22 protein-coding genes are annotated in these 23026 nt (G+C 68.0%); 11 read left to right on the top strand and 11 right to left on the bottom strand.

Annotated elements, in window-relative coordinates:
- Positions 1-68 precede the first annotated feature (68 nt).
- Positions 69-1823 (bottom strand): serine/threonine-protein kinase, encoded by a 1755-nt coding sequence (locus AC1MED_RS07690; protein ID WP_479786268.1) that lies wholly within the window; start codon positions 1821-1823, stop codon positions 69-71.
- Between the two features lie 107 nt (positions 1824-1930).
- On the opposite strand from AC1MED_RS07690, the gene lipB reads away from it, so the two are divergent.
- From lipB to AC1MED_RS07670, 4 genes are all read left to right on the top strand, one after another.
- Positions 1931-2599 carry a lipoyl(octanoyl) transferase LipB gene (gene lipB / locus AC1MED_RS07685; RefSeq protein WP_479786267.1) on the top strand — a complete coding sequence of 223 codons (669 nt, stop codon included), beginning with the start codon at positions 1931-1933 and terminating at the stop codon, positions 2597-2599.
- Positions 2596-3603 carry a lipoyl synthase gene (gene lipA, locus AC1MED_RS07680; protein ID WP_346959036.1) on the top strand — a complete coding sequence of 336 codons (1008 nt, stop codon included), beginning with the start codon at positions 2596-2598 and terminating at the stop codon, positions 3601-3603. Before lipB ends, lipA begins: the two co-directional genes overlap by 4 nt.
- A gap of 89 nt (positions 3604-3692) precedes the next feature.
- The gene (locus tag AC1MED_RS07675; protein WP_346959037.1) at positions 3693-4469 is read left to right on the top strand and encodes a DUF4191 domain-containing protein; all 777 of its coding nucleotides are present in this window, start codon (positions 3693-3695) and stop codon (positions 4467-4469) included.
- Positions 4470-4670: 201 nt separating this feature from the next.
- The gene (locus AC1MED_RS07670) at positions 4671-5033 is read left to right on the top strand and encodes a DUF3817 domain-containing protein (protein WP_346959038.1); all 363 of its coding nucleotides are present in this window, start codon (positions 4671-4673) and stop codon (positions 5031-5033) included.
- Positions 5034-5129: 96 nt separating this feature from the next.
- On the opposite strand, the gene AC1MED_RS07665 is transcribed toward AC1MED_RS07670, so the two are convergent.
- The gene (locus tag AC1MED_RS07665) at positions 5130-5567 is read right to left on the bottom strand and encodes an RDD family protein (protein WP_346959039.1); all 438 of its coding nucleotides are present in this window, start codon (positions 5565-5567) and stop codon (positions 5130-5132) included.
- Between the two features lie 298 nt (positions 5568-5865).
- Between AC1MED_RS07665 and glnA (AC1MED_RS07660) the strand changes: the two genes are divergently transcribed.
- The 3 genes from glnA (AC1MED_RS07660) to AC1MED_RS07650 all read left to right on the top strand — a co-directional run bounded on the left by glnA (AC1MED_RS07660) (position 5866) and on the right by AC1MED_RS07650 (position 8902).
- A complete protein-coding gene (gene glnA, locus AC1MED_RS07660; protein ID WP_138769611.1) occupies positions 5866-7290 on the top strand; it encodes a type I glutamate--ammonia ligase in 1425 nt (474 codons plus the stop codon).
- A gap of 898 nt (positions 7291-8188) precedes the next feature.
- Positions 8189-8587, top strand: coding sequence for a hypothetical protein (locus tag AC1MED_RS07655; RefSeq protein WP_479786266.1), 399 nt, complete (start codon positions 8189-8191; stop codon positions 8585-8587).
- Between the two features lie 21 nt (positions 8588-8608).
- Entirely contained in the window at positions 8609-8902 is a 294-nt protein-coding gene (locus tag AC1MED_RS07650) for a DUF6221 family protein (protein ID WP_479786265.1), read from the top strand.
- A gap of 64 nt (positions 8903-8966) precedes the next feature.
- On the opposite strand, the gene AC1MED_RS07645 is transcribed toward AC1MED_RS07650, so the two are convergent.
- The 5 genes from AC1MED_RS07645 to glnA (AC1MED_RS07625) all read right to left on the bottom strand — a co-directional run bounded on the left by AC1MED_RS07645 (position 8967) and on the right by glnA (AC1MED_RS07625) (position 16295).
- The gene (locus AC1MED_RS07645; RefSeq protein WP_346959043.1) at positions 8967-9482 is read right to left on the bottom strand and encodes a GNAT family N-acetyltransferase; all 516 of its coding nucleotides are present in this window, start codon (positions 9480-9482) and stop codon (positions 8967-8969) included.
- A 59-nt stretch (positions 9483-9541) separates the two neighbouring features.
- Positions 9542-10291 carry an amino acid ABC transporter ATP-binding protein gene (locus tag AC1MED_RS07640; protein WP_479779743.1) on the bottom strand — a complete coding sequence of 250 codons (750 nt, stop codon included), beginning with the start codon at positions 10289-10291 and terminating at the stop codon, positions 9542-9544.
- Positions 10288-11745 (bottom strand): amino acid ABC transporter substrate-binding protein/permease, encoded by a 1458-nt coding sequence (locus AC1MED_RS07635; RefSeq protein WP_479786608.1) that lies wholly within the window; start codon positions 11743-11745, stop codon positions 10288-10290. The genes AC1MED_RS07640 and AC1MED_RS07635 overlap by 4 nt, the downstream gene beginning before the upstream one ends.
- A gap of 188 nt (positions 11746-11933) precedes the next feature.
- Complete coding sequence (locus AC1MED_RS07630; RefSeq protein WP_479786264.1) at positions 11934-14945, bottom strand: bifunctional [glutamine synthetase] adenylyltransferase/[glutamine synthetase]-adenylyl-L-tyrosine phosphorylase; 3012 nt, start codon at positions 14943-14945, stop codon at positions 11934-11936.
- A gap of 9 nt (positions 14946-14954) precedes the next feature.
- The gene (glnA, locus tag AC1MED_RS07625) at positions 14955-16295 is read right to left on the bottom strand and encodes a type I glutamate--ammonia ligase (protein ID WP_138769615.1); all 1341 of its coding nucleotides are present in this window, start codon (positions 16293-16295) and stop codon (positions 14955-14957) included.
- 273 nt (positions 16296-16568) lie between these two features.
- Between glnA (AC1MED_RS07625) and panB the strand changes: the two genes are divergently transcribed.
- Complete coding sequence (panB, locus tag AC1MED_RS07620) at positions 16569-17498, top strand: 3-methyl-2-oxobutanoate hydroxymethyltransferase (protein WP_479786263.1); 930 nt, start codon at positions 16569-16571, stop codon at positions 17496-17498.
- A 12-nt stretch (positions 17499-17510) separates the two neighbouring features.
- Here panB and AC1MED_RS07615 read toward each other — a convergent pair whose 3' ends face one another.
- On the bottom strand, positions 17511-17675 hold the full coding sequence (locus tag AC1MED_RS07615; protein WP_346959047.1) for an SPOR domain-containing protein: 165 nt from the start codon (positions 17673-17675) through the stop codon (positions 17511-17513).
- Between the two features lie 123 nt (positions 17676-17798).
- Between AC1MED_RS07615 and map the strand changes: the two genes are divergently transcribed.
- Together map and ppgK are read left to right on the top strand one after the other, a co-directional pair.
- On the top strand, positions 17799-18677 hold the full coding sequence (gene map, locus AC1MED_RS07610) for a type I methionyl aminopeptidase (RefSeq protein ID WP_479786262.1): 879 nt from the start codon (positions 17799-17801) through the stop codon (positions 18675-18677).
- Between the two features lie 63 nt (positions 18678-18740).
- On the top strand, positions 18741-19544 hold the full coding sequence (gene ppgK, locus AC1MED_RS07605; RefSeq protein ID WP_346959049.1) for a polyphosphate--glucose phosphotransferase: 804 nt from the start codon (positions 18741-18743) through the stop codon (positions 19542-19544).
- Between the two features lie 80 nt (positions 19545-19624).
- Here ppgK and nrdR read toward each other — a convergent pair whose 3' ends face one another.
- The 3 genes from nrdR to AC1MED_RS07590 form a co-directional block, all read right to left on the bottom strand.
- A complete protein-coding gene (gene nrdR / locus AC1MED_RS07600) occupies positions 19625-20116 on the bottom strand; it encodes a transcriptional regulator NrdR (RefSeq protein ID WP_346959050.1) in 492 nt (163 codons plus the stop codon).
- A 161-nt stretch (positions 20117-20277) separates the two neighbouring features.
- The gene (gene hisD / locus AC1MED_RS07595) at positions 20278-21699 is read right to left on the bottom strand and encodes a histidinol dehydrogenase (RefSeq protein ID WP_479786261.1); all 1422 of its coding nucleotides are present in this window, start codon (positions 21697-21699) and stop codon (positions 20278-20280) included.
- Positions 21700-21790: 91 nt separating this feature from the next.
- A complete protein-coding gene (locus AC1MED_RS07590) occupies positions 21791-22351 on the bottom strand; it encodes a hypothetical protein (protein WP_479786260.1) in 561 nt (186 codons plus the stop codon).
- A 207-nt stretch (positions 22352-22558) separates the two neighbouring features.
- Between AC1MED_RS07590 and AC1MED_RS07585 the strand changes: the two genes are divergently transcribed.
- Positions 22559-23017 carry a flavin reductase family protein gene (locus AC1MED_RS07585; RefSeq protein ID WP_479786607.1) on the top strand — a complete coding sequence of 153 codons (459 nt, stop codon included), beginning with the start codon at positions 22559-22561 and terminating at the stop codon, positions 23015-23017.
- The last annotated feature ends 9 nt before the right edge of the window (positions 23018-23026 follow it).

Here is a 23026-nt window from a genome sequence, read left to right as displayed (position 1 = left end):
AAACCCGGCTAAGCGGTACCGCTGCTAAGCAGCGCCGCGGCTAAGCGGTACCGCGGGACGCCGTCGGGCTAGCTCCCGGCGGCGGGCAGGATCTCCTGGATCCGCCATTTGCCGTCCACCGGCACCAGCACCAGGCGAAGCGGCTGCTCGCCGACGGCGGTCGCCTCGGCGACCACTGTTCCCGTGGCGTCCCGTTCCCGGTAGGGCGGTGAGGCCACCCTGACCGAGACGACTGCCCGCGACGCGGTGCTCTCGGGACGGCGCTGCACCAGGCTCAGGCGCGTTTCGAAGCCGTCCAGCACATGCCCGGTCTCCGCCAGCCGGGCACCGACGCCGGCGTCCGCGGCGGCCGCCGGCGACGCCGGGGCGTTGACCTGGTCGAGCAGCCCAAGGTTCCCCGTGGAGAGCGCGTAGGAACGCAACCCCGCGAGCCCCCGGACGGCGTCTTCCGGCTTCGCTGCGGCGAGCAGCTCCTGCAGTCCAGCCGGCACGGCCCGGGCCGTGGCGGGAACCGGCGTCGTGCCGGGAACCGGCGTCGTGCCGGGAACCGGCGTCGTGTTGTGCCGGGCCGACGGTACGGACGACGGCCGGACCTCCGGCGCCCATTCACCGGCAGCCAGCCTCCCGGCCAGCAGCAACGTCCCGAAGACACCCGCCGCCGCGACGCACACGGCCGTGACGAACGCAGCGGTTGCCCGCCGGAGGCCCGGGCCACGGCGGACCGGGTCTGGGCGGCCCGGGCCGCGGCGGATCCTGGCGCTCTGGTTCAGGCCGCGGAGGCGGCCCGCGGCGTGCCGCGCCCTGCGTCCCGCCGGGACCTGATCCGCCGGGCCCGGGGGTGCACTCCGGCGCTTCCGGTCCCGGAGCCGTGCCGCCCGGCGTTCCCGCGCGCTGGCAGGAACAGAGCGCCGCGTCAGGAGCTGCGGCACGACGGTCGGATGCACCGAGACCGAGAGGTCGACGGGCGCCGGCGGCACGCTGCGGAATATTGCGGCGGCGAGCTCCGCCGCGGAGGGCCGCTGGCGGCGGTCGGCACGCAGTCCCGCTTCGAGCGCGTCGGCCAGGCCGGCCGGAACCGTCGGGACCAGCAGCGGCAGGGGCGGACGCTGCGGCTCCGGCTCGGGCGCCCGGCCGGTGAGGCAAAACCAGCCCAGCGCGGCCAGCGAGTAGACGTCGCGTTCGGGCTGGAGTCCGGCGCGGACCGCATCAACCGGGGCCGGGTCATGAAACCCGTCCGTGCCGGCACGGCCGGACTCCTGCGGGTCTGCCAGCATCCGAGCCACGCCCAGGTCTGCCAGCAGCGGCTTGCCCTGGGCAGTGAACAGCACGTTTCCCGGTGACACATCGCCGTGCGTGAAACCCTTGGCGTGCAGGTAGGCCAGGGCCTGCGCGATCGGGGTCAGGATGGTGACGGCCTCCCCCGCCGCCAGGCTGCCGCGGGCCGAGAGGAGCTGCCCCAGCGATCCCCCGGCGGCATAGTCCAGCACGAGGCCCAGCCCGCCCCCGCCGTTTGCGTAACCTACCCGCAGCACGGCGTGCGCCTTAACGAGATGCTCATGGTCGAGGGCGGAGAGGATCAGCACCTCGCGCCGCACCGATTCCTCGGCATCCGCGGCCCGTCCCGGACCCGGCGGCGCCTGCCCCGGCGGCCCGACGAAACACTTCAACGCGACGTCACACCGCGTCATCCGGTCAGTGGCGAGCCAGACGCCGGCGGTGCCGCCGCGTCCCAGCAGCCGTCCGACGTCGTAACCGGCAACCTCCGGAACCGGTGCGGGATCAGCTGCGGAGTCAGGTGGCGCGGACCGTTCGAAATCATCCATGGTTCAGGAATAGCGGATCTTCGGCATCCCTGCAGAAGTTATCCACAGGCGTGAGAGGTTCGCCACAGAATCGGTGGGCGGGACGGCCGAGGACTAAGCTGGATGCCATGACTCTTGAGTTCACCCGGCTGGGTCTCGCTCCGGACTTCGTCGACTACACCCGCGGCTGGGACATCCAGCGCGAACTCCACGGGAAAGTCCTCGCCGGAACCGCCCCCAGCACCGTCCTGCTGCTCGAACATTCCCCGGTCTACACCGCAGGTAAACGCACCGAGGACCACGAACGTCCCTTCGACGGGACCCCCGTGGTGCCCGTGGACCGCGGCGGAAAGCTGACCTGGCACGGCCCCGGACAGCTGGTGGGCTATCCCATCATCAAACTGAAGAACCCGGCCGGCATCCGCGACTACGTGGAGCGCCTCGAAGCGGTCATCATCGCCGTCCTCGCCGACTACGGCATCGACGCCGTCCGGATCAAGGGCCGCGCCGGCGTCTGGATCGAACAGGATGAGAAAGGCCCGGCGCGCAAAATCGCCGCCATCGGCATCCGGGTCCACGAAGGCGTGACCATGCACGGCTTTGCGATCAACTGCAACAACGATCTGGCCCCCTATGGCCAGATCATTGCCTGCGGCATCACCGACGCCGGCGTCACCACGATCGCGCAGGAGACCGGCCGGAACGTCACCCCGGCGGACCTCGTGTCGCGGATCACTGAGGAACTGCGCCACAATGAAGAAGCCCTAGTTGCAACCCATGAAGGAGCCCTACTGTGACACTGGCACCAGAAGGCCGGAAGATGCTGCGCATTGAGCAGCGAAATGCGGCCACCCCGGTGGAACGTAAGCCCGAATGGATCAAAGCCAAAGTCCAGATGGGCCCGGAGTTCGTCCAGCTCAAGAACCTGGTGAAGAAGGAAGGCCTGCACACGGTGTGTGAAGAGGCCGGCTGCCCCAACATCTTCGAATGCTGGGAAGACAAGGAAGCCACCTTCCTGATCGGCGGCTCCGAATGCACCCGGCGCTGCGACTTCTGCCAGATCGACACTGGCAAGCCCTCCCCAGTGGACATGTTTGAGCCCACCAAGGTGGCCCGCTCGGTCCAGGCCATGCAACTGCGCTACGCTACCGTCACCGGCGTGGCCCGCGACGACCTCGCCGACGAGGGCGTCTGGCTCTACGCCGAGACGGTCCGCAAGATCCACGAACTGAACCCGGGTACCGGCGTCGAACTCCTGATCCCGGATTTCTCCGGCAAACCCGAGCACATCGCCGCAATCTGCGACTCCAAGCCAGAGGTCTTCGCGCACAACGTCGAGACGGTGCCCCGGATTTTCAAGCGCATCCGCCCCGCGTTCCGCTACGAGCGCTCCCTGGACGTCATCACGCAGGGCCGCAAGCTCGGCATGGTCACCAAGTCCAACCTGATCCTGGGCATGGGCGAGACCCGCGAGGAGATCTCCGAGGCGCTGCGTGACCTGCACGAGGCCGGCTGCGACCTGATCACCATCACCCAGTACCTGCGCCCGTCCGAACGCCACCTCCCGGTGGACCGCTGGGTCAAGCCGCAGGAATTCGTGGACCTGCAGCAGGAAGCCGATGAGATCGGTTTCCTCGGCGTGATGTCCGGACCGCTGGTGCGCTCCTCCTACCGCGCCGGCCGGCTCTGGGCCACCGCGATGCGGAAGAAGGGCTGGGAAATCCCCGCCGCCCTCGCGCACATCGAAAGCTCCGGCAGCACCCGACAGGAAGCCAGCTCACTGCTCGCAGCGCACTCCTGAACCACCCGCACCCCCTTGCCGCCCAGGGCCGGCTCCGGAGCAATCCGGTGTCCGGCCCTGAGCCGTGCATCACGTAGAATTAAGGCACTATGGCGAATTCCCCTGACCCCCGCATGCCCAGCTCTTCAGCCCACGGCTCTTCTGCCGTTGAGCCGAAGCGTGGCCTTTTCTCCCGCAAGCCCAAGGAAGCAAAGGTCAAGAAGCCGAGCCGGCTGAAGCAGATCCGCGACGTCTTCCAGATGACCCGCCGGCACGATCCGATGGTGCCGTGGCTGATGCTGCTGGCCTTCCTCGGCGTCGTCGCGGTCAGCTTCCTGGTCGGCTTCCTGCTGGATAACTGGATCACCGGCCTGATCATCGGCATTCCGCTGGGCATCCTGGCCGCCACCCTGATCCTGTCCCGCCGCGCCGAGCGCGCCGCGTTCGCGCAGATCGAAAACCAGCCGGGCGCCTCGGGCGCCGCGCTGGGCACGCTGCGCCGCGGCTGGATCACCGAGGACCAGCCGGTCGCCGTGAACCCGCGCACCCAGGACGCCGTCTTCCGCGCCATCGGACGCCCCGGCGTCGTCCTGGTCAGCGAGGGCCCCAGCCACCGGGTCAAGCCGCTGCTCGACGGCGAACGCAAGCGCCTCGCCCGAATCCTGCCCAACGTCACCATCCACGTGATCGAGAGCGGCCGGGGCGAGGGCCAGGTGCCGATCAGCCAGGTCGCCAAGAAGATGGGCAAGATGAAGAACGAACTGACCAAGACCGAGGTCAGCACCGTTTCGAAGCGCATTTCCTCGCTCGGCAACCGCCTGCCGATCCCCAAGGGCATCGACCCGTACAAGGCCCGCCCGGACCGCAAGGCGGCGCGCGGCCGCTAGGTGCGGACCTCGGCAAAGAGTTTTCCGGGACGCCCCGGTTACCGGCACCACGCCGGCAGCCGGGGCGTCCCGCTTTAACCCGCGCCGCCCCCAGCGATCCGACTAACGACGCCGACGCCGTGCGCCGGCGTCCGCGCACGACGCCCTGACGACCCACACCCACGACCCACCCCGACGATCCACAGCAGAGGACTGCCCCTCATGAAATTTCCCCCGACGACCGCCGTGATCAGGATTTTCCGGACGCTTGCCGTAGCCGAAGCCTTCAGTTGGGCGGCGCTGCTGGTGGGGATGTTCCTCAAGTGGGTGCTCCGGACCACCGAACTGGGCGTCGAAATTGCCGGACCGGTGCACGGGGCGTTCTTCATCGGCTACGGCCTGGCCGCCCTGTCGCTGTGGCGGCTGCAGCGCTGGCCGTTCCGGGTGGCGTTCCTCGCCGGGCTCGCCGCGGTCCTGCCGTTCGCCACGATTTGGTTTGAACGATGGGCCGGACGCCGCGGGCACCTCAGTGTCCGCACCGGCACGGCAGAGCCGACCCCGGTTCCCGAGCAGGCGCGGGTCTAGGTCCGCAGCCTCGTCGATTAGCCACAAATGGCCGCCACGCGGTGTGGGATACCGGCCATCTCCGGCAATCGCCGAAGGTTCGGTGCTGGGCGACCGTTACATCCGGACGAGGACGGTATTCATGGCCTTGTCGTGCAGGCCGCGGTGGTCCGGATCGAAGATGACGGCGGGGACCACCAGGCAAAGCAGGACGCTGCGGACCAGCGCCGGGAGCGGTCCTGCGGGACCGCCGTCGAGCCGGACGACGTGGATGCCCACGATGCGGTGGCCGATGCTGTAGCCCAGCGTTCCAACCAGCAGGGCCTGTTCGACGGCGAAGACCGCCAGGTTCGCCCAGGGGTTTCCGGCGAAGGCGAAGTTGCTGATCAGCAGGGCGATCCCCCAGTCGATGCAGATGGCCAGGATCCGGCGGCCCGCGCGGGCGATGGAGCCCGGTCCTGACTCAGGCAGGCCCAGCCGCTCCCCCGGGTACTTGGAGATGCCGGACGTGTCCGGCCCGCTGAGCCAGGAGCCTATATCTTTGCGATCAACCACCCCTCAAGCCTATCGGCTCCGGGGCAGGGCAACGGGCTGTTCACAATATGGACGCTTCCCGGCCACAGAGCGGACCCGGATAGGCCACACTGTGGACAGCGACTAGCTTTAACACGTCAGCGCATTCTGTAACCTGCCCGAAACAAAGCGGACACCGTGGGGAAATCCCGTGTCCTTAGGGTGGTAACAGTTGCTAGCGGCATCGTAGGCGGGGTGGACACTGCGTTTTCCCCGCCATTGGACTGCGCTGGACCACACGGCCTGACGGCCAGATCTTTCATATGCGTAAGGAGCATAGATGTTCAAGACTGCGGACGAAGTCCTCAAGTTCATCAAAGACGAAGACATCAAATTCGTTGATATCCGCTTCACCGACCTCCCGGGCGTTCAGCAGCACTTCAACGTGCCCGCCAAGAGCGTTGACGCGGACTTCTTCGTCAACGGCCAACTCTTCGACGGATCGTCGATCCGCGGCTTCCAGGGCATCGCCGAGTCGGACATGCAGCTCATCCCGGACGTCACGACGGCGTTCGTTGACACCTTCCGCATCGAGAAGACGCTCGCGCTGAACTTCTCCATCGTGAACCCCCGCACGGGTGACCCGTACCACCGCGATCCCCGCGGCGTGGCCGAGAAGGCCGAGGCCTACCTGGCTTCCACCGGCATCGCCGACACCGCGTTCTTTGCCCCCGAGGCCGAGTTCTTCGTCTTCGATAACGTCCAGTACCAGTCCTCCCCGCAGGGCAGCTTCTACAAGATCGACTCCGAGGAAGCCCACTGGAACACCGGCCGCGAGGAAGAGGGCGGCAACCTCGGCTACAAGACCCCCGTCAAGGGCGGTTACTTCCCGGTCTCCCCGACGGACAAGCAGGCCGACCTGCGCGACGCCATGTGCATCGCCCTGGACGAGGCCGGCCTTGAGGTCGAGCGCAGCCACCACGAGGTCGGTTCCGCCGGCCAGGCTGAGATCAACTACAAGTTCACCACGCTGACCCACGCGGCCGATGACCTGCAGAAGTTCAAGTACGTCATCAAGAACACCGCGGATGCCTGGGGCAAGTCGGTCACCTTCATGCCGAAGCCGGTCTTCGGTGACAATGGCTCGGGCATGCACTGCCACCAGTCGCTGTGGAACGGCGGCGAGCCGCTGTTCTACGACGAGAAGGGCTACGCCGGCCTGTCCGACACCGCCCGCTGGTACATCGGCGGCCTGCTGAAGCACTCCTCCGCCGTGCTGGCCTTCACCAACCCGACGGTGAACTCCTACCGCCGCCTGGTCAAGGGCTTCGAGGCTCCGGTCAACATGGTCTACTCGCAGGGCAACCGCTCCGCTGGTATCCGTATCCCGATCACGGGATCCAACCCTAAGGCCAAGCGCATCGAGTTCCGCGCGCCGGACCCCTCCTCCAACCCGTACCTGGCGTTCGCTGCCCAGCTGATGGCCGGCATCGACGGCATCCGCAACCGCATCGAACCGCCGGCTCCGATCGACAAGGACCTCTACGAGCTCCCCGCCGAGGAAGCCAAGGACATCCCCAAGGCTCCGGGCACGCTCGAGGAAGCCCTGGAAGCCCTGGCCGAGGACAACGAGTTCCTGCAGGCCGGCGGCGTCTTCACCCAGGACCTGATCGACACCTGGATCGAGTACAAGTACGAGAACGAGATCCGTCCGCTCTCGCTGCGCCCGAACCCGTACGAGTTCGAGCTCTACTACGGCGTCTAGTTCATAGGCACAACGAAAGGCCGGCCCGAGGTTTCAAACCTCGGGCCGGCCTTTCGTTGTGTCACGAGCAGCTTTGCCGCGCTTCCCAGTCAGCGAGTTCAGCCGCCCGTATGCATGCGCCCGCGATTCCAGTGTTAGCCCTGTGGTTATACTCATGCTTGGGGGCGCCTTAGACGGTGTATGTCGGAAGCGTTCAGCAGCCTAAGTTCTATCTGCCAACCACCGACAGGAGGTGCGGGGAACCGTGCCAGCATTGAAACGATTGATATTCCGCAAAGCGGCAGCCGCCGCCGTCCTTTCCGTTGCAATGGGCGCCGGAGGACTCATCACCGCGGCCCCTGCCAGCGCCGCTGTGTGCCCGCCGGGCCAGCAGTGCCTAGTCGGAAAGTCCACAGTGTACGTGTCGGCTGGGACCGTTCTGCGCGCAAACAACTACGGCTGGCCCAAGGGCGCAAACCTGAGGTACCGCTGGTACCAGAACGGCCACTACGTCGCCGGCGGCTGGAACAGTACCCACGCAGCATGGGGTCCTAAAGGTACAAAATGGGTTGTCCGCGTCCATAACACCAAGGACGACCCAACAATCTTCAAGATCAGCCGGACGTTCATCGTCCGCTAACTTCCGCACGCAGACGCCACCGCCAGTCGTTGCGTCAGCCGTTCCTAACGGTTCCGGAACCAGCGACGGCTGGATAAATCTGGCCAACCGCGCCCGACCACAATTCCGCGGAAACTTGGCGATTCCAGCCGTCGCCCGCGTTCTCCCGTCAAGCCGCTCGGTGCCGCACCTGGAGATAATTAGCCCTCCGTCTCCCGCGTTCGAGGCTACGCTTGGTCTTAGGAACTACATCGAGGAGCGGTGATGTCCCGGTTCCGAAGCTTTATACGCCACCACCTTGTGGCCGACGACCCGGCACCCGGTTACTCGCGCCTGGACCGCTTCGATGGCCTGGGAGCATCATCGAGCGGTCAGTCCGCGCCGGGCGGAGAAGCAGAAGCAATCCCGTCCAGCCAAGCGGCCTCCCGGGACGCGGCTCTCGCCGCCATCGAGGAACGACTCACGGCTGACGAAAACGAATTTGCCGGCGGTGTGGCCGACCAGTCCGCCCGGGACCGGCGCTACCTCCTCGCCCTCGTCCAGGAGCGGCAGTCCCAGATTGAGCGGGTGGAGGACCTGGCGTCCTACCTGGACCGCCTCGCTCCCCATGACAGGCACTACTCCCGGCTCATCCGGACGGCCCTCACCCCAGCGGACGAGAATCGGCCCGAAGGTGGCGAAACCGCCCACCAGGCGTAGCGGCATGGCAGAATCCGAGGTGTGGATATTGTGGAGTTCCTGGAAGCTCGGATCGACGAAGAAGAAGCAGAGCTCCGGCACGCCCCCGTTACCGAGCACCCAGCGGCTCCCCCGCTCGCCGCGCCCATGCGCGCAGAATGTGCCCAAAAGCGGGAAATCCTGGCGCGCTATAAGCGGGCCGCAGCGGGCACCGTTGACAGCGCGGACGCCCAGAGCGAGCTGGCGATGGCCCGCCGCGCCATGCTCAACATCCTCGCCGCAGGCTACGAGGACCACCCGGACTTCGATCCGGAGTGGGCCGCGAGCCTAAAGTAAGGGACGCCCGCTCCCCACGTGCGTCCCGCCCGCAACACCCCGGGCGGACTGTTCCGTGCGCTGGTCAGAACTCGCGGTACATGATCCGCTGCGGCCCGGCGTCCCCGCCCAGGTATTGCCCGCGGTCCTCGAAGCCGGCTTTGCGGTAGGCCGCCTGTCCGGCGGGATTGGCTTCGTTGACGGACAGGACGACGCCGCGCTGCTCCCCGCCGAGCGCGGCCGTCAACCGGGCGGCTTCCCGCACGGCCGCTGCCGCCGCGGCGGCGCCGAATCCCTTGCCCTGCTGCCTCCGGTCGACGAGGAAGCCACGGAGCAACCAGACGGAGTCGTCGTCGGCCCAGCCGGCGGCGCGTGCGGCCCCGGACTGCAACGTGGCGACGCCAACGGCCGCGCCGTTGGCGTCCATCACGTAGGGGAACCGGGAGTCCTCTTCGAGGCCCATCAGCATCATCCGCAGCGGATCACCGACGAACATCCGCTGCCCCCCGCCCAGCTCCAGCCCGGCGACCTCCCCCAGCTTGATGGCGCGGGCATCGTCGTCGAGGTTCTTCAAGGCGATCAGCCACACGTGTTCAGACATGTCAGAAGCGTATCCAACGCCGGGCCGCCCCGCCGTCGGGCCAGCCCGGCGGCAAGAGCCTAGAGCACCTTGGACAGGAACTCCCGGGTCCGGGGCTGCTGGGGGTTGCCGAACAGCTCCTCCGGGGCGCCCTGCTCGCAGATCACGCCGTCAGCCATGAACAGCACCCGGTCAGCCACTTCACGGGCGAAGCCCATCTCGTGGGTCACCAGCACCATGGTCATGCCCTCGCGCGCCAGGTCCTTGATTACCTGCAGCACCTCGCCCACCATTTCCGGGTCCAGCGCGGATGTGGCCTCGTCGAAAAGCATGATGTCCGGGTTCATTGCCAGCGCCCGGGCAATGGCCACGCGCTGCTTCTGCCCGCCGGAGAGCGACGCCGGCCGGGCGTCCGCCTTCTCGGCGAGTCCGACCCGGTCCAGCAGCTTCAGGGCGCTGGCCCGTGCTTCGTCCTTGCCCTGTTTCTTGGACTCCACCGGTGCCAGCATGATGTTCTCGATCACGGACATGTGCGGGAACAGGTTGAAGTGCTGGAAGACCATGCCGATGTGCCGGCGGACCTCGTTGATGTCCACCTTGGGGTCGGTCACGTCGAAACCGTCCACCGTGACGTGGCCGGCGGTGATGTCCTCGAGCTTGTTCAGGCAGCGCAGGAAAGTGGATTTGCCGGAGCCCGAGGGCCCGATCACGCACACCACCTCGCCTTCGGCGACTTCGGCGTTAATGCCTTTGAGGACCTCGTTGGAGCCGAAGGACTTCTTCAGTTCCCGGACGGAAATCTTGCTCGGTGCAGTGACTGCCGTGCTCATTTGTTGAACCTCTTATCCGCGAAGTTGGCCAGCTTGGTCAGCAGCATGATCACCACGAAGTACAGCACCGCCACGATCAGCAGGGTCTCGGTGATCCGGAAGTTTCCGGCGTAGATCTGCTGGCCCTGGTAGAGCAGTTCGGCGAAGCCGATGGCGAGCAGCAGCGAGCTGTCCTTGAGCATGATGATCAGCTGGTTGATAAGGGACGGCGTCATGATCTTGAACGCCTGCGGGACCACGACTTTTTGCATGGACTTGGAGTAGCCCAGGCCCAGGCTGCGGCTGGCTTCGAGCTGGCCCGGGTCCACGGACTGGATGGAGCCCCGGACGATTTCGGTGATGTACGCCGCGGAATTCAGGCTCAGTGTCAGCACTGCGGCCACCCAGATGTCGATCGGCTGGCCGGTCAGCTGCGGGATGCCGAAGTAGAAGAAGAAAGCCCAGACCAGTAGCGGCGTGCCGCGGAAGATGTTGACGAAGGTGGTGGCGATTCCGCGCAGGATGACGGACGTGGAAATCTTGAAGAACCCCATGAACAGGCCAATCAGCATGGCGAGGGCGAAGGAGATCGCGGTGACCAGCACGGTGTTCCCGAGGCCCTTCATCAGGGCGGGGAAGCTGTTGGCCAGCAGGTCCCAGAAGCTGGACGTGGCGGCCTGCGTGGGGTCCTTGAGGTACTTGTCCAGGATTTCCTGGTACTTGCCGCTGGACTTCAGCTCCGCCAGGCCGGTGTTGAACGCCTTGAGCAATTCGGGGTTCTTGCCCTTGTTGACGGCGAAGCCGTAGGAGCCGCCCTTTTCCTTCTCGGACACGGCCTTGAGGCCGTTGTTCTGGCTGATGCCGTAGGCCAGCACCGGGTAGTCGTCAAAGACGGCGACGGCGTTCCCGGACTTGACCAGTTCGTACATGGTGGCGGACTGGTCCAGGGACTTGACCGTGAAGCCGTACTTGCCGGCAATCGACTTGGCGAACGTTTCGCCCTCGCTGCCGGTCTTGGCTGTGACGGTCTTGCCGCGCAGGTCCTCGTAGCCCTTGATCTCCGTGTTGGACTTGGCGACGGCCATCTGGACGCCCGACTCGAAGTAGGGGTCGGAGAAGTCGTAGATCTTCTTGCGTGGTTCCGTGATGGACATGCCGGCGATCACGCCGTCCACCTGGTTGGAGGACAGCGCCTGCAGGGCCGCGTTGAAGCCGAGCGACTTGATCTCGACGGCGAAGCCCTGGTTCTTGGCGATCTCGCGGATCAGGTCCATGTCGATGCCGGTCAGCTCGCCGCCTGCGTCACGGAACTCGAACGGGGCGAACGTGGTGTCCGTGCCGATGACGAAGGTTTTTCCGGACAGGCTCGACGGCGCGGCGGCCGGCAGCGCTGTACCGGCGGACCGGAGCGTCCCGCCTGCGGCGGGGCGCGCGTCCGCGGGGGCCGCGGCGGCGCCTGAGGCACCGAGGAGCATAGCGGCGAAGGCCAGCAACGCTCCGATGACCGTGGCCGTCCGCGGCCGGGCGGCCCCGGTCTGCTGGAGTCTGGGCAAGGTAAACAACCCCTAGGTAAGTGCGGGAGCCGGCCTCAAGGACCGGCAAAGTACCCCTCGAGGCTACCCGCATTTGCCCGCTGGCACCCGGCGAGGCCGGACAGGGCCGGCTATTGGCCGTAAAAGACGCGCTCGAAGACGGCGCGGGCCCGCCGGCTGAGCCGCAGGTAGTCCTCCTCGAGCTCGGCCGCATTCCCGTGGCCGTAACCGCACCAGCGGGCCACGGCTTCCAGGTCGCGGCGCGAGGAGGGCAGCAGGTCCGAGGCGCGCCCGGTCCAGATCACGTTGGCCGAGCGGATCCTGCTCGCGAGCCGCCAGGCCCGCAGCAGCAGCACCACTTCCCCGGCCTCCAGCAGTTCCAGGCCGGCCGCCGCTTCAAGGGCCTGGACAGTGGAGGTGGTCCGCAGTTCCGGATGCCGGCCAGCGTGCCGCAGCTGCAGCAGCTGGGCGAGCCATTCGACGTCGCTCAGGCCGCCGCGGCCCAGTTTCAGGTGCCGTGCCGGGTCCGCGCCGCGGGGCAGCCGCTCGGATTCCATCCGGGCCTTGATGCGCCTGACCTCGCGGACATCCTGGTCCGCCACGGAGTCGGGATAGCGGATCGGATCGATCAGTGCCAGGAAGTCGGCGGCGAGTTCGTCGTCACCGGCCATCGGCCGGGCCCGCAGCAGCGCCTGGGCCTCCCAGATCAGGGACCAGCGGCGGTAGTACTCGGCGTAGGACTCCAGCGACCGTACCATCGGCCCGTTTTTGCCCTCCGGGCGCAGATCGGCGTCCACCGTAAGAACCCGTTCGGCGAGGATCGCCGGTTTCAGCGGCTGGGTCAGCAGGCTGGAGAGTTTGCCGACGATCCGGGCGGCCTGCTGCTGGGCCTCGTCCTCCGGCACCCCGGGCAGGCCGCGGTGCACGTACATGACGTCGGCGTCGGAGCCGTAGCCGATCTCCCGGCCGCCCTGCCGTCCCATCGCCACCACCAGGACCTTGGTTTTGAGCGGCTCCCGGGCCGTGACCACCGTCTCGGCCACCCGGAGCGCACCGAGCATGGCGGCGCGGTCCGTGTCGGCCAGGGCGGCCCCCACCTGATCCTGGTCCAGCAGTCCGGCGCTGTCCGCGATGGCGATCCGCAGGATCTCGCGCCGCCGGATCAGCCGGATCAGGCGCATGGCGCTCTCCGGGTCCGCGTGCCGGGACATCTTGGAGGTGATTTCCAGCCACTGTGCCTCATAGCTGAGCGGGACCAGGTCCTTGTCCGAGCCAAGCCAGGCCACCGATTCCGGCGAGACCTCCAGCAGGTCCGAGATGAGCCGGGAATTGGAGAGCACGTGGCAGAGCCGTTCGGCTGCCGCCGTCGAATCCCGCAGCAGGCCGAGGTACCAGTGCGTCGTGCCCAGCGCCTCGCTGACCCGGCGGAACGCGAGAAGGCCGCCGTCGGGGTCCACCCCGTCGGCGAGCCAGCCGAGCAGGATCGGCAGCAGCTGGCGCTGCAGCGCGGCACGGCGGCTGACCCCGCCGGTAAGCGACTCGATGTGCCGCATGGCGCCGCGCGGATCGAGGTAGCCGAGCGCGGCGAGCCGGCCCTGCGCGGCTTCGGGCGTGAGCTTGGCTTCCTCGCTGCTCAGCGCGGCGGCGGTGTTCAGCAGCGGCCGGTAGAAGATGCGTTCGTGGAGTTCCCGTACCGAGCGCTTGGTTTTCCGCCACGCCGCCAGCAGCGCGTCGGGGTGTGGGCGTTCGTCAGAGAACGGGCCCAGCACGGCTTTGGCGAGGGAGCGCAGCGAGGCTTCCTTGACCGGCATGAGATGGGTGCGGCGTAGCTGGAAGAGCTGGATGCGGTGCTCGAGCAGGCGCAGGTAGCGGTAGTCGCGGTCGAATTCCTTGGCATCGGAGCGTCCGATGTAGCCGCCGGCGGAGAGGGCCGCGATGGCCGAGGTGGTGTCCCGGCAGCGCAGGGTTTCGTCCGATTTGCCGTGCACCAGCTGGAGCAGCTGGACGGTGAATTCGACGTCGCGCAGGCCGCCGCGGCCCAGTTTGATCTGCCGCTGCTCCTCCTCGGCCGGGATGTGTTCGGTGACCCGGCGGCGCATCGAGCGCACCGATTCGACGAAGCCTTCGCGGCCCGCGGAGGACCAGATCAGCGGCGCGACGGCGGCCTCGTAGCGTGCGCCGAGCGCGGCGTCACCGGCGATGGTGCGGGCCTTCAGCAGCGCCTGGAATTCCCAGCTCTCGGCCCAGCGCGCATAGTAGCTCTCGTGCGAGGCCAGGGTACGCACCAGCGGCCCGGACTTCCCCTCGGGCCGGAGGTTCGCGTCCACCTCCCACAGCCCGGGCTCACGGCTGGTGGACATGATGGCGCGCGAAATCCCCGAGGCCAGGGCGGTGCCGATGGTGTTCGCCCGGGAGTCCTCCAGCGCGCCGGGGTCGATCACGTAGATCACGTCGACGTCGGAGATGTAGTTCAGCTCGCGGGCACCGCATTTGCCCATCCCGATCACGGCCAGTCCGACGTCGGCGACATCCGCGGCGCTGAACTGCTCCGCCGCTTCGGCCCGGGACACCGCGAGGGCGGCTTCGATCGCGGCCCCGGCCAGGTCCGCCAGTTCGGCCCCGACGGCGGGCATGAAGTCCAGCGGGTCGGCGGCGCAGAGGTCCTTGACGGCAAGCTCCACCAGGCCCCGCCGGTACGCGGTGCGCAGCGCCGCGTAGCCCTCCTGCCCGGTGAGGGCGGCGACCGGCCGTGCGGCCTTCGGGTCGGCGCGGACGGACTGCAGCAGCCGGGTGCGCAGCTCACCGGCGTCGGCGGCCTGCGGCTCCGGGCTGGCGGTCGTGTGGAAGGCGTCCAGGTGTTCGGGGTGCCGGATGAGGAATTCGCCCAGCGCCTCGGACGCGCCCAGCACCCGGTACAGCGGTTCGCTCCGGTCCGGTTCGGCCGCGGCCAGCTTCCGCAGGTCCGGGTGCTTCTCAATCAGCCGGACCAGGGACTGCAGCGCCGTGTCCGGGTTGGCGGCCAGCTGCAGCCCGGCGAACAGGGCGTCCTCATCCAGGCCCGCCAGTTCCGGGGCAGCCAGGAACCGCTCGCCCTTCTCCAGGTCGTTGAAACCTGCGGCGATGAGGCGCCGTGCCAGGCTCACCGCAGCCGCCTAAAGGATGGCCAGGTTGCGCTGCAGCTCGTAGGGCGTCACCTGGAGGCGGTAATCCTGCCACTCGGCACGCTTGTTGCGCAGGAAGTGCTCGAAGACCTGCTCGCCCAAGATCTGCGGCATCAGCTCGGAATCCTCCATGGTGCGGATCGCATCGTGCAGGCTGGCCGGCAGCGGGTCGTGGCCCATGGCGCGGCGCTCGGCCGAGCTCAGCGACCAGATGTCGTCCTCGGCGGCGGCGGGAAGCTGGTAGCCCTCCTCGATGCCCTTCAGCCCGGCGCCCAGCAGCACGGCGTAAGCGAGGTACGGGTTGGCGGCGGAGTCGATGCCACGGTACTCGATCCGCGCGGACTGGCCCTTGCCGGGCTTGTAGAGCGGAACCCGGACCAGGGCCGAGCGGTTGTTGTGGCCCCAGCTCAGGTAGCTGGGGGCTTCTCCCCCGCCCCAGAGGCGCTTGTAGGAGTTCACGAACTGGTTGGTCACGGCGGTGAACTCGGGGGCGTGCTTGAGGATGCCGGCGATGAACTGCCGCGCGGTTTCGGAGAGCTGGAACTCCGCTCCCGCCTCGTAGAAGGCGTTGGTGTCGCCCTCGAACAGCGAGAAGTGGGTGTGCATGCCGGAGCCGGGGTGCGCGGTGAACGGCTTCGGCATAAAGGTCGCGTAAGTCCCCTGCTGCAGCGCGACCTCTTTGATCACGGTGCGGAAGGTCATGATGTTGTCCGCGGTCTGCAGGGCGTCCGCGTAGCGCAGGTCGATCTCGTTCTGGCCGGGGCCGGCCTCGTGGTGGCTGAACTCGACCGAGATGCCCACGGATTCCAGCATGGTCACGGCGGTCCGCCGGAAGTCCTGCGCCACGCCGCCGGGCACGTGGTCGAAGTAGCCGCCTTCATCCACCGGAACCGGCGCACCGTCCGGGCCGGGCTGCTGGGACTTGAGCAGGTAGAACTCGATTTCGGGGTGGGTGTAGCAGGTGAAGCCCATGTCCGCGGCCTTGGCGAGGTTGCGCTTGAGGACGTTGCGCGGATCCGCCGCGGAGGGTTCGCCGTCGGGGGTCAGGATGTCGCAGAACATCCGCGAGGTCGCTTCCGTCTCGCCGCGCCACGGCAGGATCTGGAAGGTGGAGGGGTCCGGCTGGGCCAGCATGTCGGATTCGAAGACGCGGGCCAGGCCCTCGATCGAGGAGCCGTCGAAGCCCAGCCCCTCCTCGAAGGCGCCTTCCACTTCGGCGGGCGCGAGCGCCACAGACTTCAGCGATCCCACGACGTCGGTGAACCACAGGCGCACAAAGCGCACGTCACGCTCTTCGATCGTCCGCAGGACAAACTCTTGCTGGCGGTCCATGGTGCCTCTTTCCGGGTTTACGTCCGTGCCCCGGACCCGTCCCGACTACTCGTCCTGGCTGGCGCCCGCAGCTGCTCTCGAATCACTCTACTAAGCATTTGAGGCGATTGCTGGCGTAGCGCACCGGCGTAACACGCCGTTAACACAATGTCCGCCGAACCGGCGTCCCGGCGGCCCCCGGCCATGCCAGGGGGCCTTGTTTGTGACGGCCTTCACCGGACCGCCGGGGCCGCCCGGTAGCTAGGACCCCGGGTATCGCACTACGCTCGTGGCATGGCCCCCAGCAACAGCCCCGAATCCAGCATGTCCGCAGAACTCGCCGCCCCCTACGGCAACGGCCCCGCATCCGGCGTCCCGGCGGAGTCCGGCGCAGCCGCGGTTCCGGCGTCGGGCAGCGCCGCCAAGCCCGTTGCCCGGATCCGCACGCACCACCTGCGGCAGGCCAAACTCAACGGTGAACGCTTCGCCATGCTGACGGCCTACGACCAGTACACCGCGGAGATCTTCGACGCGGCCGGCATCGAGGTGCTGCTGGTGGGAGACTCCGCCTCCAATAACGTGTTCGGCAACGAAACCAGCCTGCCCGTCACCGTTGACGAACTGATCCCGCTGTGCCGGGCGGTGACGCGGTCCGCGCGGCGCGCGCTGGTGGTGGCCGACCTGCCGTTCGGCAGCTACGAGGTGTCCGCGCAGCAGGCGGTCGCCACGGGCGTGCGGTTCCTCAAGGAGGGGCTCGCGCACGCGGTCAAGATTGAGGGCGGCAAGTTCTACGCCGAGACCGTCCGGGCCATGGTCCAGGCCGGCATCCCGGTGATGGCGCACATCGGCTTCACCCCGCAAAGCGAACACGCCCTCGGCGGCTACCGGGTCCAGGGCCGCGGCGACGACGCACAGCGGCTAATCGACGACGCCGTCGCCCTCGCCGACGCCGGTGCGTTCTGCGTGCTGATGGAGATGGTTCCGGCGCCGACGGCGGCTGCCGTGGACGCCGCCGTCAAGGTCCCCACCATCGGCATCGGCGCCGGCAATGCGACCACCGGCCAGGTGCTGGTCTGGCAGGACATGGCTGGCCTGCGCGGCGGGAAGATGGCCAAGTTCGTCAAGCAGTACGCGGACCTGCGGACCACCCTAAGCGACGCCGCGAAAGCCTACGGCGACGACGTCCGCTCGGGCCATTTCCCCGGCCCGGAGCACTCTTTCTAGCCGGAGTCTCCGCTAGTCCTCGTCGCCCTTTTCCCAGGCCTCGTTGCGGGCCTTGACCTTTTCGAGGGCGTGTTCGGCTTCCTCGCGCGTCTTGTAGGGGCCGATCAGCTGGCTCCAGTCGGACATCGCGTCTTCCTCGATCTCGTGGGTGTTGACGTTGTACCAGTATTCGGTCATCGGTGATCCTTTCGGGTGTGCCCGGGCCACGGCAGTAGCTTCCGCCGGCTCCCGCGCATTTTCCGGCTGCATTTTCCGGGCTGCATTTTCCGGCCTTCGGCCGGGTGCTTATAGAATCAATCTATGCCTTCCCTCACCTCGACTGCACCCATCGGCACCCTTGTCCCGGGAACAGTCAGCCCCCAGCTTGCCGTGCCGGCGTCCATCCCGCGCCCCGAATACGTCGGCAAGCCCGCACCGGCCAAGTTCACCGGCTCAGAGGTCAAGTCCGCAGAGACCATCGAGAAGATCCGGATCGCCTCGCGGATCGCAGCCCAGGCAATCATCGAGGTCGGCAAGCACATTGCACCCGGCGTGACCACGGACCAGCTGGACAAAGTGGGGCACGAGTTCCTGCTCGACCACCAGGCGTACCCGTCCACCCTGGGCTACCGCGGCTTCCCCAAATCCCTGTGCTCCTCGCTCAACGAAGTCATCTGCCACGGCATCCCGGACAGCACCGTGGTCCAGGACGGCGACATCCTGAACATCGACATCACGGCCTTCATCGGCGGCGTGCACGGCGACACCAACTACACGTTCCTGGTGGGCGACGTCGACGAGGAGTCCCGGCTGCTGGTCGAACGCACCGAAGAGTCGCTGCGCCGTGCCATCCGGGCGGTGGCCCCGGGCCGCGAAATCAACGTCATCGGCCGGACCATCGAGTCCTACGCCAAGCGCTTCGGCTACGGCGTCGTTCGGGACTTCACCGGCCACGGCGTTGGCGAGGCCTTCCACACCGGGCTGATCATTCCGCACTACGACGCCGCACCGGCCTACAACACCATCATTGAGGCCGGTATGGTCTTCACGATCGAGCCCATGCTGACACTGGGCACGGTCGAGTGGGACATGTGGGCCGACGACTGGACCGTCGTCACGCGTGACCGCAAACGGACCGCGCAGTTCGAGCACACGCTGCTGGTCACGGAGTCCGGCGCTGAGGTCCTGACCCTCCCCTGACGCAGCAACAACCCGCAACACCCCCCGAAGACCCACCCCGCCCCTGCCACGAACGGAAGCCCATTGGCCAAGAAGGACGAGAAGTCGAAGAAGAACGCACCGCTGATCGGCATCGACATCGGTGGCACCGGCATCAAGGGCGGAATCGTTGACCTGAAAAAGGGCAAACTGGTGGGCGATCGGCTCCGCGTGCCCACCCCGCAGCCTTCCACCCCGGAAGCCGTCGCCGAAGTTGTCGCACAGGTCGTCACGGAGCTCTCCAAGCGTCCCGACGCCCCGGCGCCCGACTCCCCGGTCGGTGTGACCTTCCCGGGCATCATCCAGCACGGCGTCGTGCACTCGACGGCGAACGTGGACAACTCCTGGCTGAACCTGGACATCGATGCCCTGCTGACCGCGCGCCTCGGCCGCCCGGTTGAGGTTATCAACGACGCCGACGCCGCTGGCCTGGCCGAAGCCCGCTACGGTGCCGGCGAAGGGATCTCCGGCACCGTCCTGGTCATCACGCTGGGCACCGGCATCGGCTCCGCCTTCATCTTCGACGGCAAGCTCGTCCCGAACGCCGAACTGGGCCACCTCGAAATCGACGGCTTCGACGCCGAAAGCAAGGCCTCCGCCGTCGCCCGTGAGCGGGACGGGCTGAGCTGGGCCGAATACAGCGTGCTGCTGCAGCGCTACTTTTCCCACGTCGAGTTCCTCTTCTCCCCGGAACTGTTCATCGTGGGCGGCGGCATCTCCAAGCGCGCCGACGAGTACCTTCCGCACATGTCACTTCGCACACCCATCGTTCCGGCCGAGCTGAAGAACGACGCCGGCATCGTGGGTGCGGCGATCGAGGTCGCCCTGACGCACAAACTGGCCAAGTAGCCCCGCACGCGATACCGAAACTTGGAGCCGGTGGTGGCCGCGGCTTCCCCTCCGCCGCCACCACCGGAGCTTGGCTGAGCCTAGAGCGGGCTCTTCTGCGAGTTCTTGCCTTCGCGCCCCTTGGACTCCGCCTCGTGGCGGAGCAGGGCGATGGCGGACTCGAAGTCTTCCAGCGATTCGAAGGCCTGGTACACGCTGGCGAAGCGGAGGTAGGCCACCTCATCGAGGCGCTGGAGGGGGTTGAGGATGGCGAGGCCCACCTCGTGGGCGTCGATCTCGGCGGCGCCGGAGGCGCGGATGGTCTCTTCGACCTCCTGCGCCAGCATGGCCAGGTCGTCTTCCGTGACGGGACGGCCCTGGCAGGCTTTCCGCACGCCGTTGATGACCTTGCTGCGGCTGAACGGCTCGCCGACGCCGGAGCGCTTGATGACGGTGAGGCTGGTGGTTTCCACGGTGGTGAACCGGCGCCCGCATTCGGGGCACTGCCGGCGGCGCCGGATGGCGGAACCGTCGTCGGCGATGCGGCTGTCCACCACGCGCGAATCAGGGTTACGACAGAACGGGCAATACACGTCGGTTCCTCCCTGCCGCAAGCCTGGACACCATCACAGCGCCGGAGCACCGTGATGGCGCTTCCCGGATCAGTTTACGACTAGATGTTGCTGAATAACAAGCCTGTAATTACTACATGTTGTGGTCGGGCGCGGTCCCGGCCGGGCGGCCAACGCCCGGTTTATGCACCCGCGGCGAACCGTGCCGTCACGGCCTCGCCGTGCGCCGGCAGGTCCTCGGCGCCGGAGAGGCTGACAATGTGCCCGCTGACCTCCTCCAGCGCGCTCCGGCTGTAGTTGATCACCTGGATGGCGCGGAGGAAGGTGGTCACGTTTAACCCGGAGGAGAACGCGGCCGTCCCGCTGGTGGGCAGCACGTGGTTGGAGCCCGCGCAGTAGTCCCCCAGGCTGACCGGGGTGTAGTCGCCCACGAAGATGGCGCCGGCGTTCCGGATCCGTGCGGCCACTCCGGCGGCGTCCGCGGTCATGATCTCCAGGTGCTCAGCGGCGTAGGCGTCGCAGGCGGCGATGCCCTGCTCAAGGTCCTCGACCAGGACGACGCCGGACTGCGGACCGGACAGGGCCTGGCACACGCGGGCGCTGTGCTTGGTCGCGGCGGCCTGGACGCCGAGTTCGCGGCGGACGGCGGCGGCCAGCTCCTCGGAGTCGGTGATCAGCACGGACGCGGCCTGCGGATCGTGCTCGGCCTGGCTGATCAGGTCGGCTGCGACCAGCCCGGGCCGGGCCGTGGCGTCGGCCAGGATGGCAATCTCGGTGGTCCCGGCCTCGGAGTCGATGCCCACGACGCCCTTGACCAGCCGCTTGGCAGTGGCCACGAAGATGTTTCCGGGCCCGGTGACGACGTCGACCGGGTCGATGCCGGCCTCGATGCCGGCCTCGACGCCGGCGTCGGTGTTACCGGTGCCGGCGGGGATGCCGTAGGCGAACGCGGCGATGGCTTGGGCGCCGCCGATTGCGTAAACCTCCTCGATACCCAGCAGGCACGCGGCCGCCAGGATCGTGGGGTGCGGCAGTCCGTCGAAGTCTTTCTGCGGCGGCGAGGCCAGCGCGATCGACTCCACGCCGGCGGCCAGCGCCGGGACGACGTTCATGATGACGGACGACGGATAGACCGCCAGGCCGCCTGGGACGTACAGCCCGACGCGGGCCACCGGGACCCACTTCTGGCTGACCACCGCGCCTTTGCCGAGTTCGACGTCGGTGTCTGCCGGCCGCTGCGCATCGGCGAAGCGGCGCGCCCGGCTGATGGACTCCTCCAGGGCGGCGCGCACGGCCGGGTCCAGCCCGTCCAGCGCGGCCTTGAGGGCCCCGGCGGGGACACGCGGGTGGGCCTGGTCGGCGCCGTCGAAGTTCAGTGCCAGCTCTCGCAGCGCCTCGAAGCCGCGGGTCCGGACCGCTGAAATAATGTCCAGGACCTTTTCCTCGGCGTCGGCCACGGTGCCGTGCTGCGCCCGCGGGACGGCGGCGCGGAGCCCGGCGAGGGACAGCCGCTGCCCGCGCACGTCGACGGTGCGGAAGTCGAGGGTGGCGGGCGTTGTGGGCAGGGAGGCGGAAGGGACGGGGCTGTCAGCAGTGGGGGTCACGCCTCCATTTTACGCGCCGGCCGGGCCGGGCCCGGCCGCTGTTACGCGGCACCCCGCCCGGAGCGTCCCGGGCGCCCCGGAGGGCGCTGCGTCAGGCCTGCGGCCCGGGCGCCTGGTCCGGCTCGGAGTGGCCGAAAACGGTGGCAAGGAAGATCGCCAGCGCGACGGCGGCCGGCCAGATGGCCAGCATGGCGTAAGCGCGCAGCGAAAACGCGATGCTGGCGCTGGCCGAGGTGTCCTCCGCGGCGCCCCACACACTGCCGGCGAACACCCCGGTCCCCCAGGCCAGCAAGGCACCCGCTGCAGCCGCGGCAACGGCCAGGACCACCGTCGCGGTTGCCAGCCGCGCGGGCCGGTTCCCGGCAATAAGCACCCCGGACAGGCAGCCGGCCAGCAGGAACAACCCGGCCAGGACGAGATCGCGGGGCAGCCAGGTTTCGGGGTTGCTGCCGGCGGCGAGGGCGGGGTCCCGGGTGAGGAGGTTCAGGCCGGTCGGCGCCAGGAGCCACCACAGCAGGCCGACCGGGAGGCCTGCCGCGGCGATCACGGCCAGCCCCGTCCACGGCACGCTGCGCCCGGGCCGCCGGGGTGCAGCGTGCGCGGGGGCGCCGTCGTAGTCGTCAACGGGCACGTGCACCGCGGGTTGTGTCATGCAACAAACCTTAACAAAGGATCCGGCGGCGGACGGACATGACGCCGCCGCACGGCACGTGACGCCCGGACGCCTCCTGGGCGCCGGCCGAATACCGCGGGCGGCGCCGGCAGGAATACGCTGGCAGTGAGCACCAGTCGCAGAACAGCAGGGAGATGAACCACAGTGGCCTCAGCCGAAGAAGCTTTCGAAGGGACATTCAAGGAAATGTTCCGCCGCCACGCGGCCGGAGTCGCCATCATCACCGTGAACTACGACGGCGTGCCCTACGGTTTCACCGCCACCTCGGTGGCGTCCCTCTCGGCCAAGCCGCCGCGGTTCACCTTCAACATGGCCCGGACCTCCCGCTCTTGGCCCGCCGTCGCAAATTCCGCCTACATCGGAGTGCATATGCTCGGGCTGGAGAACCAGGAGCTCGCCGACCGGTTTGCCCGCACCCGCGACCGGTTCGAGGGCGACCACTGGGCGCTGGGCCCGCACGAGGTCCCCATCCTCAAGGACGTTACCGGCTGGCTGATCGGCAAGATCCAGATGCGGCTCTCCTTCGAGAACAACGCCGTGGTGGTCGTCGAGGTGGTCGACGGCGCGCTCGGCGGCGACAGCGCACCGCTGCTTTACCACGGTGGCAGCTACAGCCAGCCGGTGCCGCTGGACTACGAAATCTAGGCTGCGGAC

The sequence above is a fragment of the Arthrobacter sp. BI5 genome, assembly GCF_056680065.1.
The sequence above is the reverse complement of the archived record's forward strand: the minus strand, read 5'-3'. Positions and strand labels throughout refer to the sequence as shown.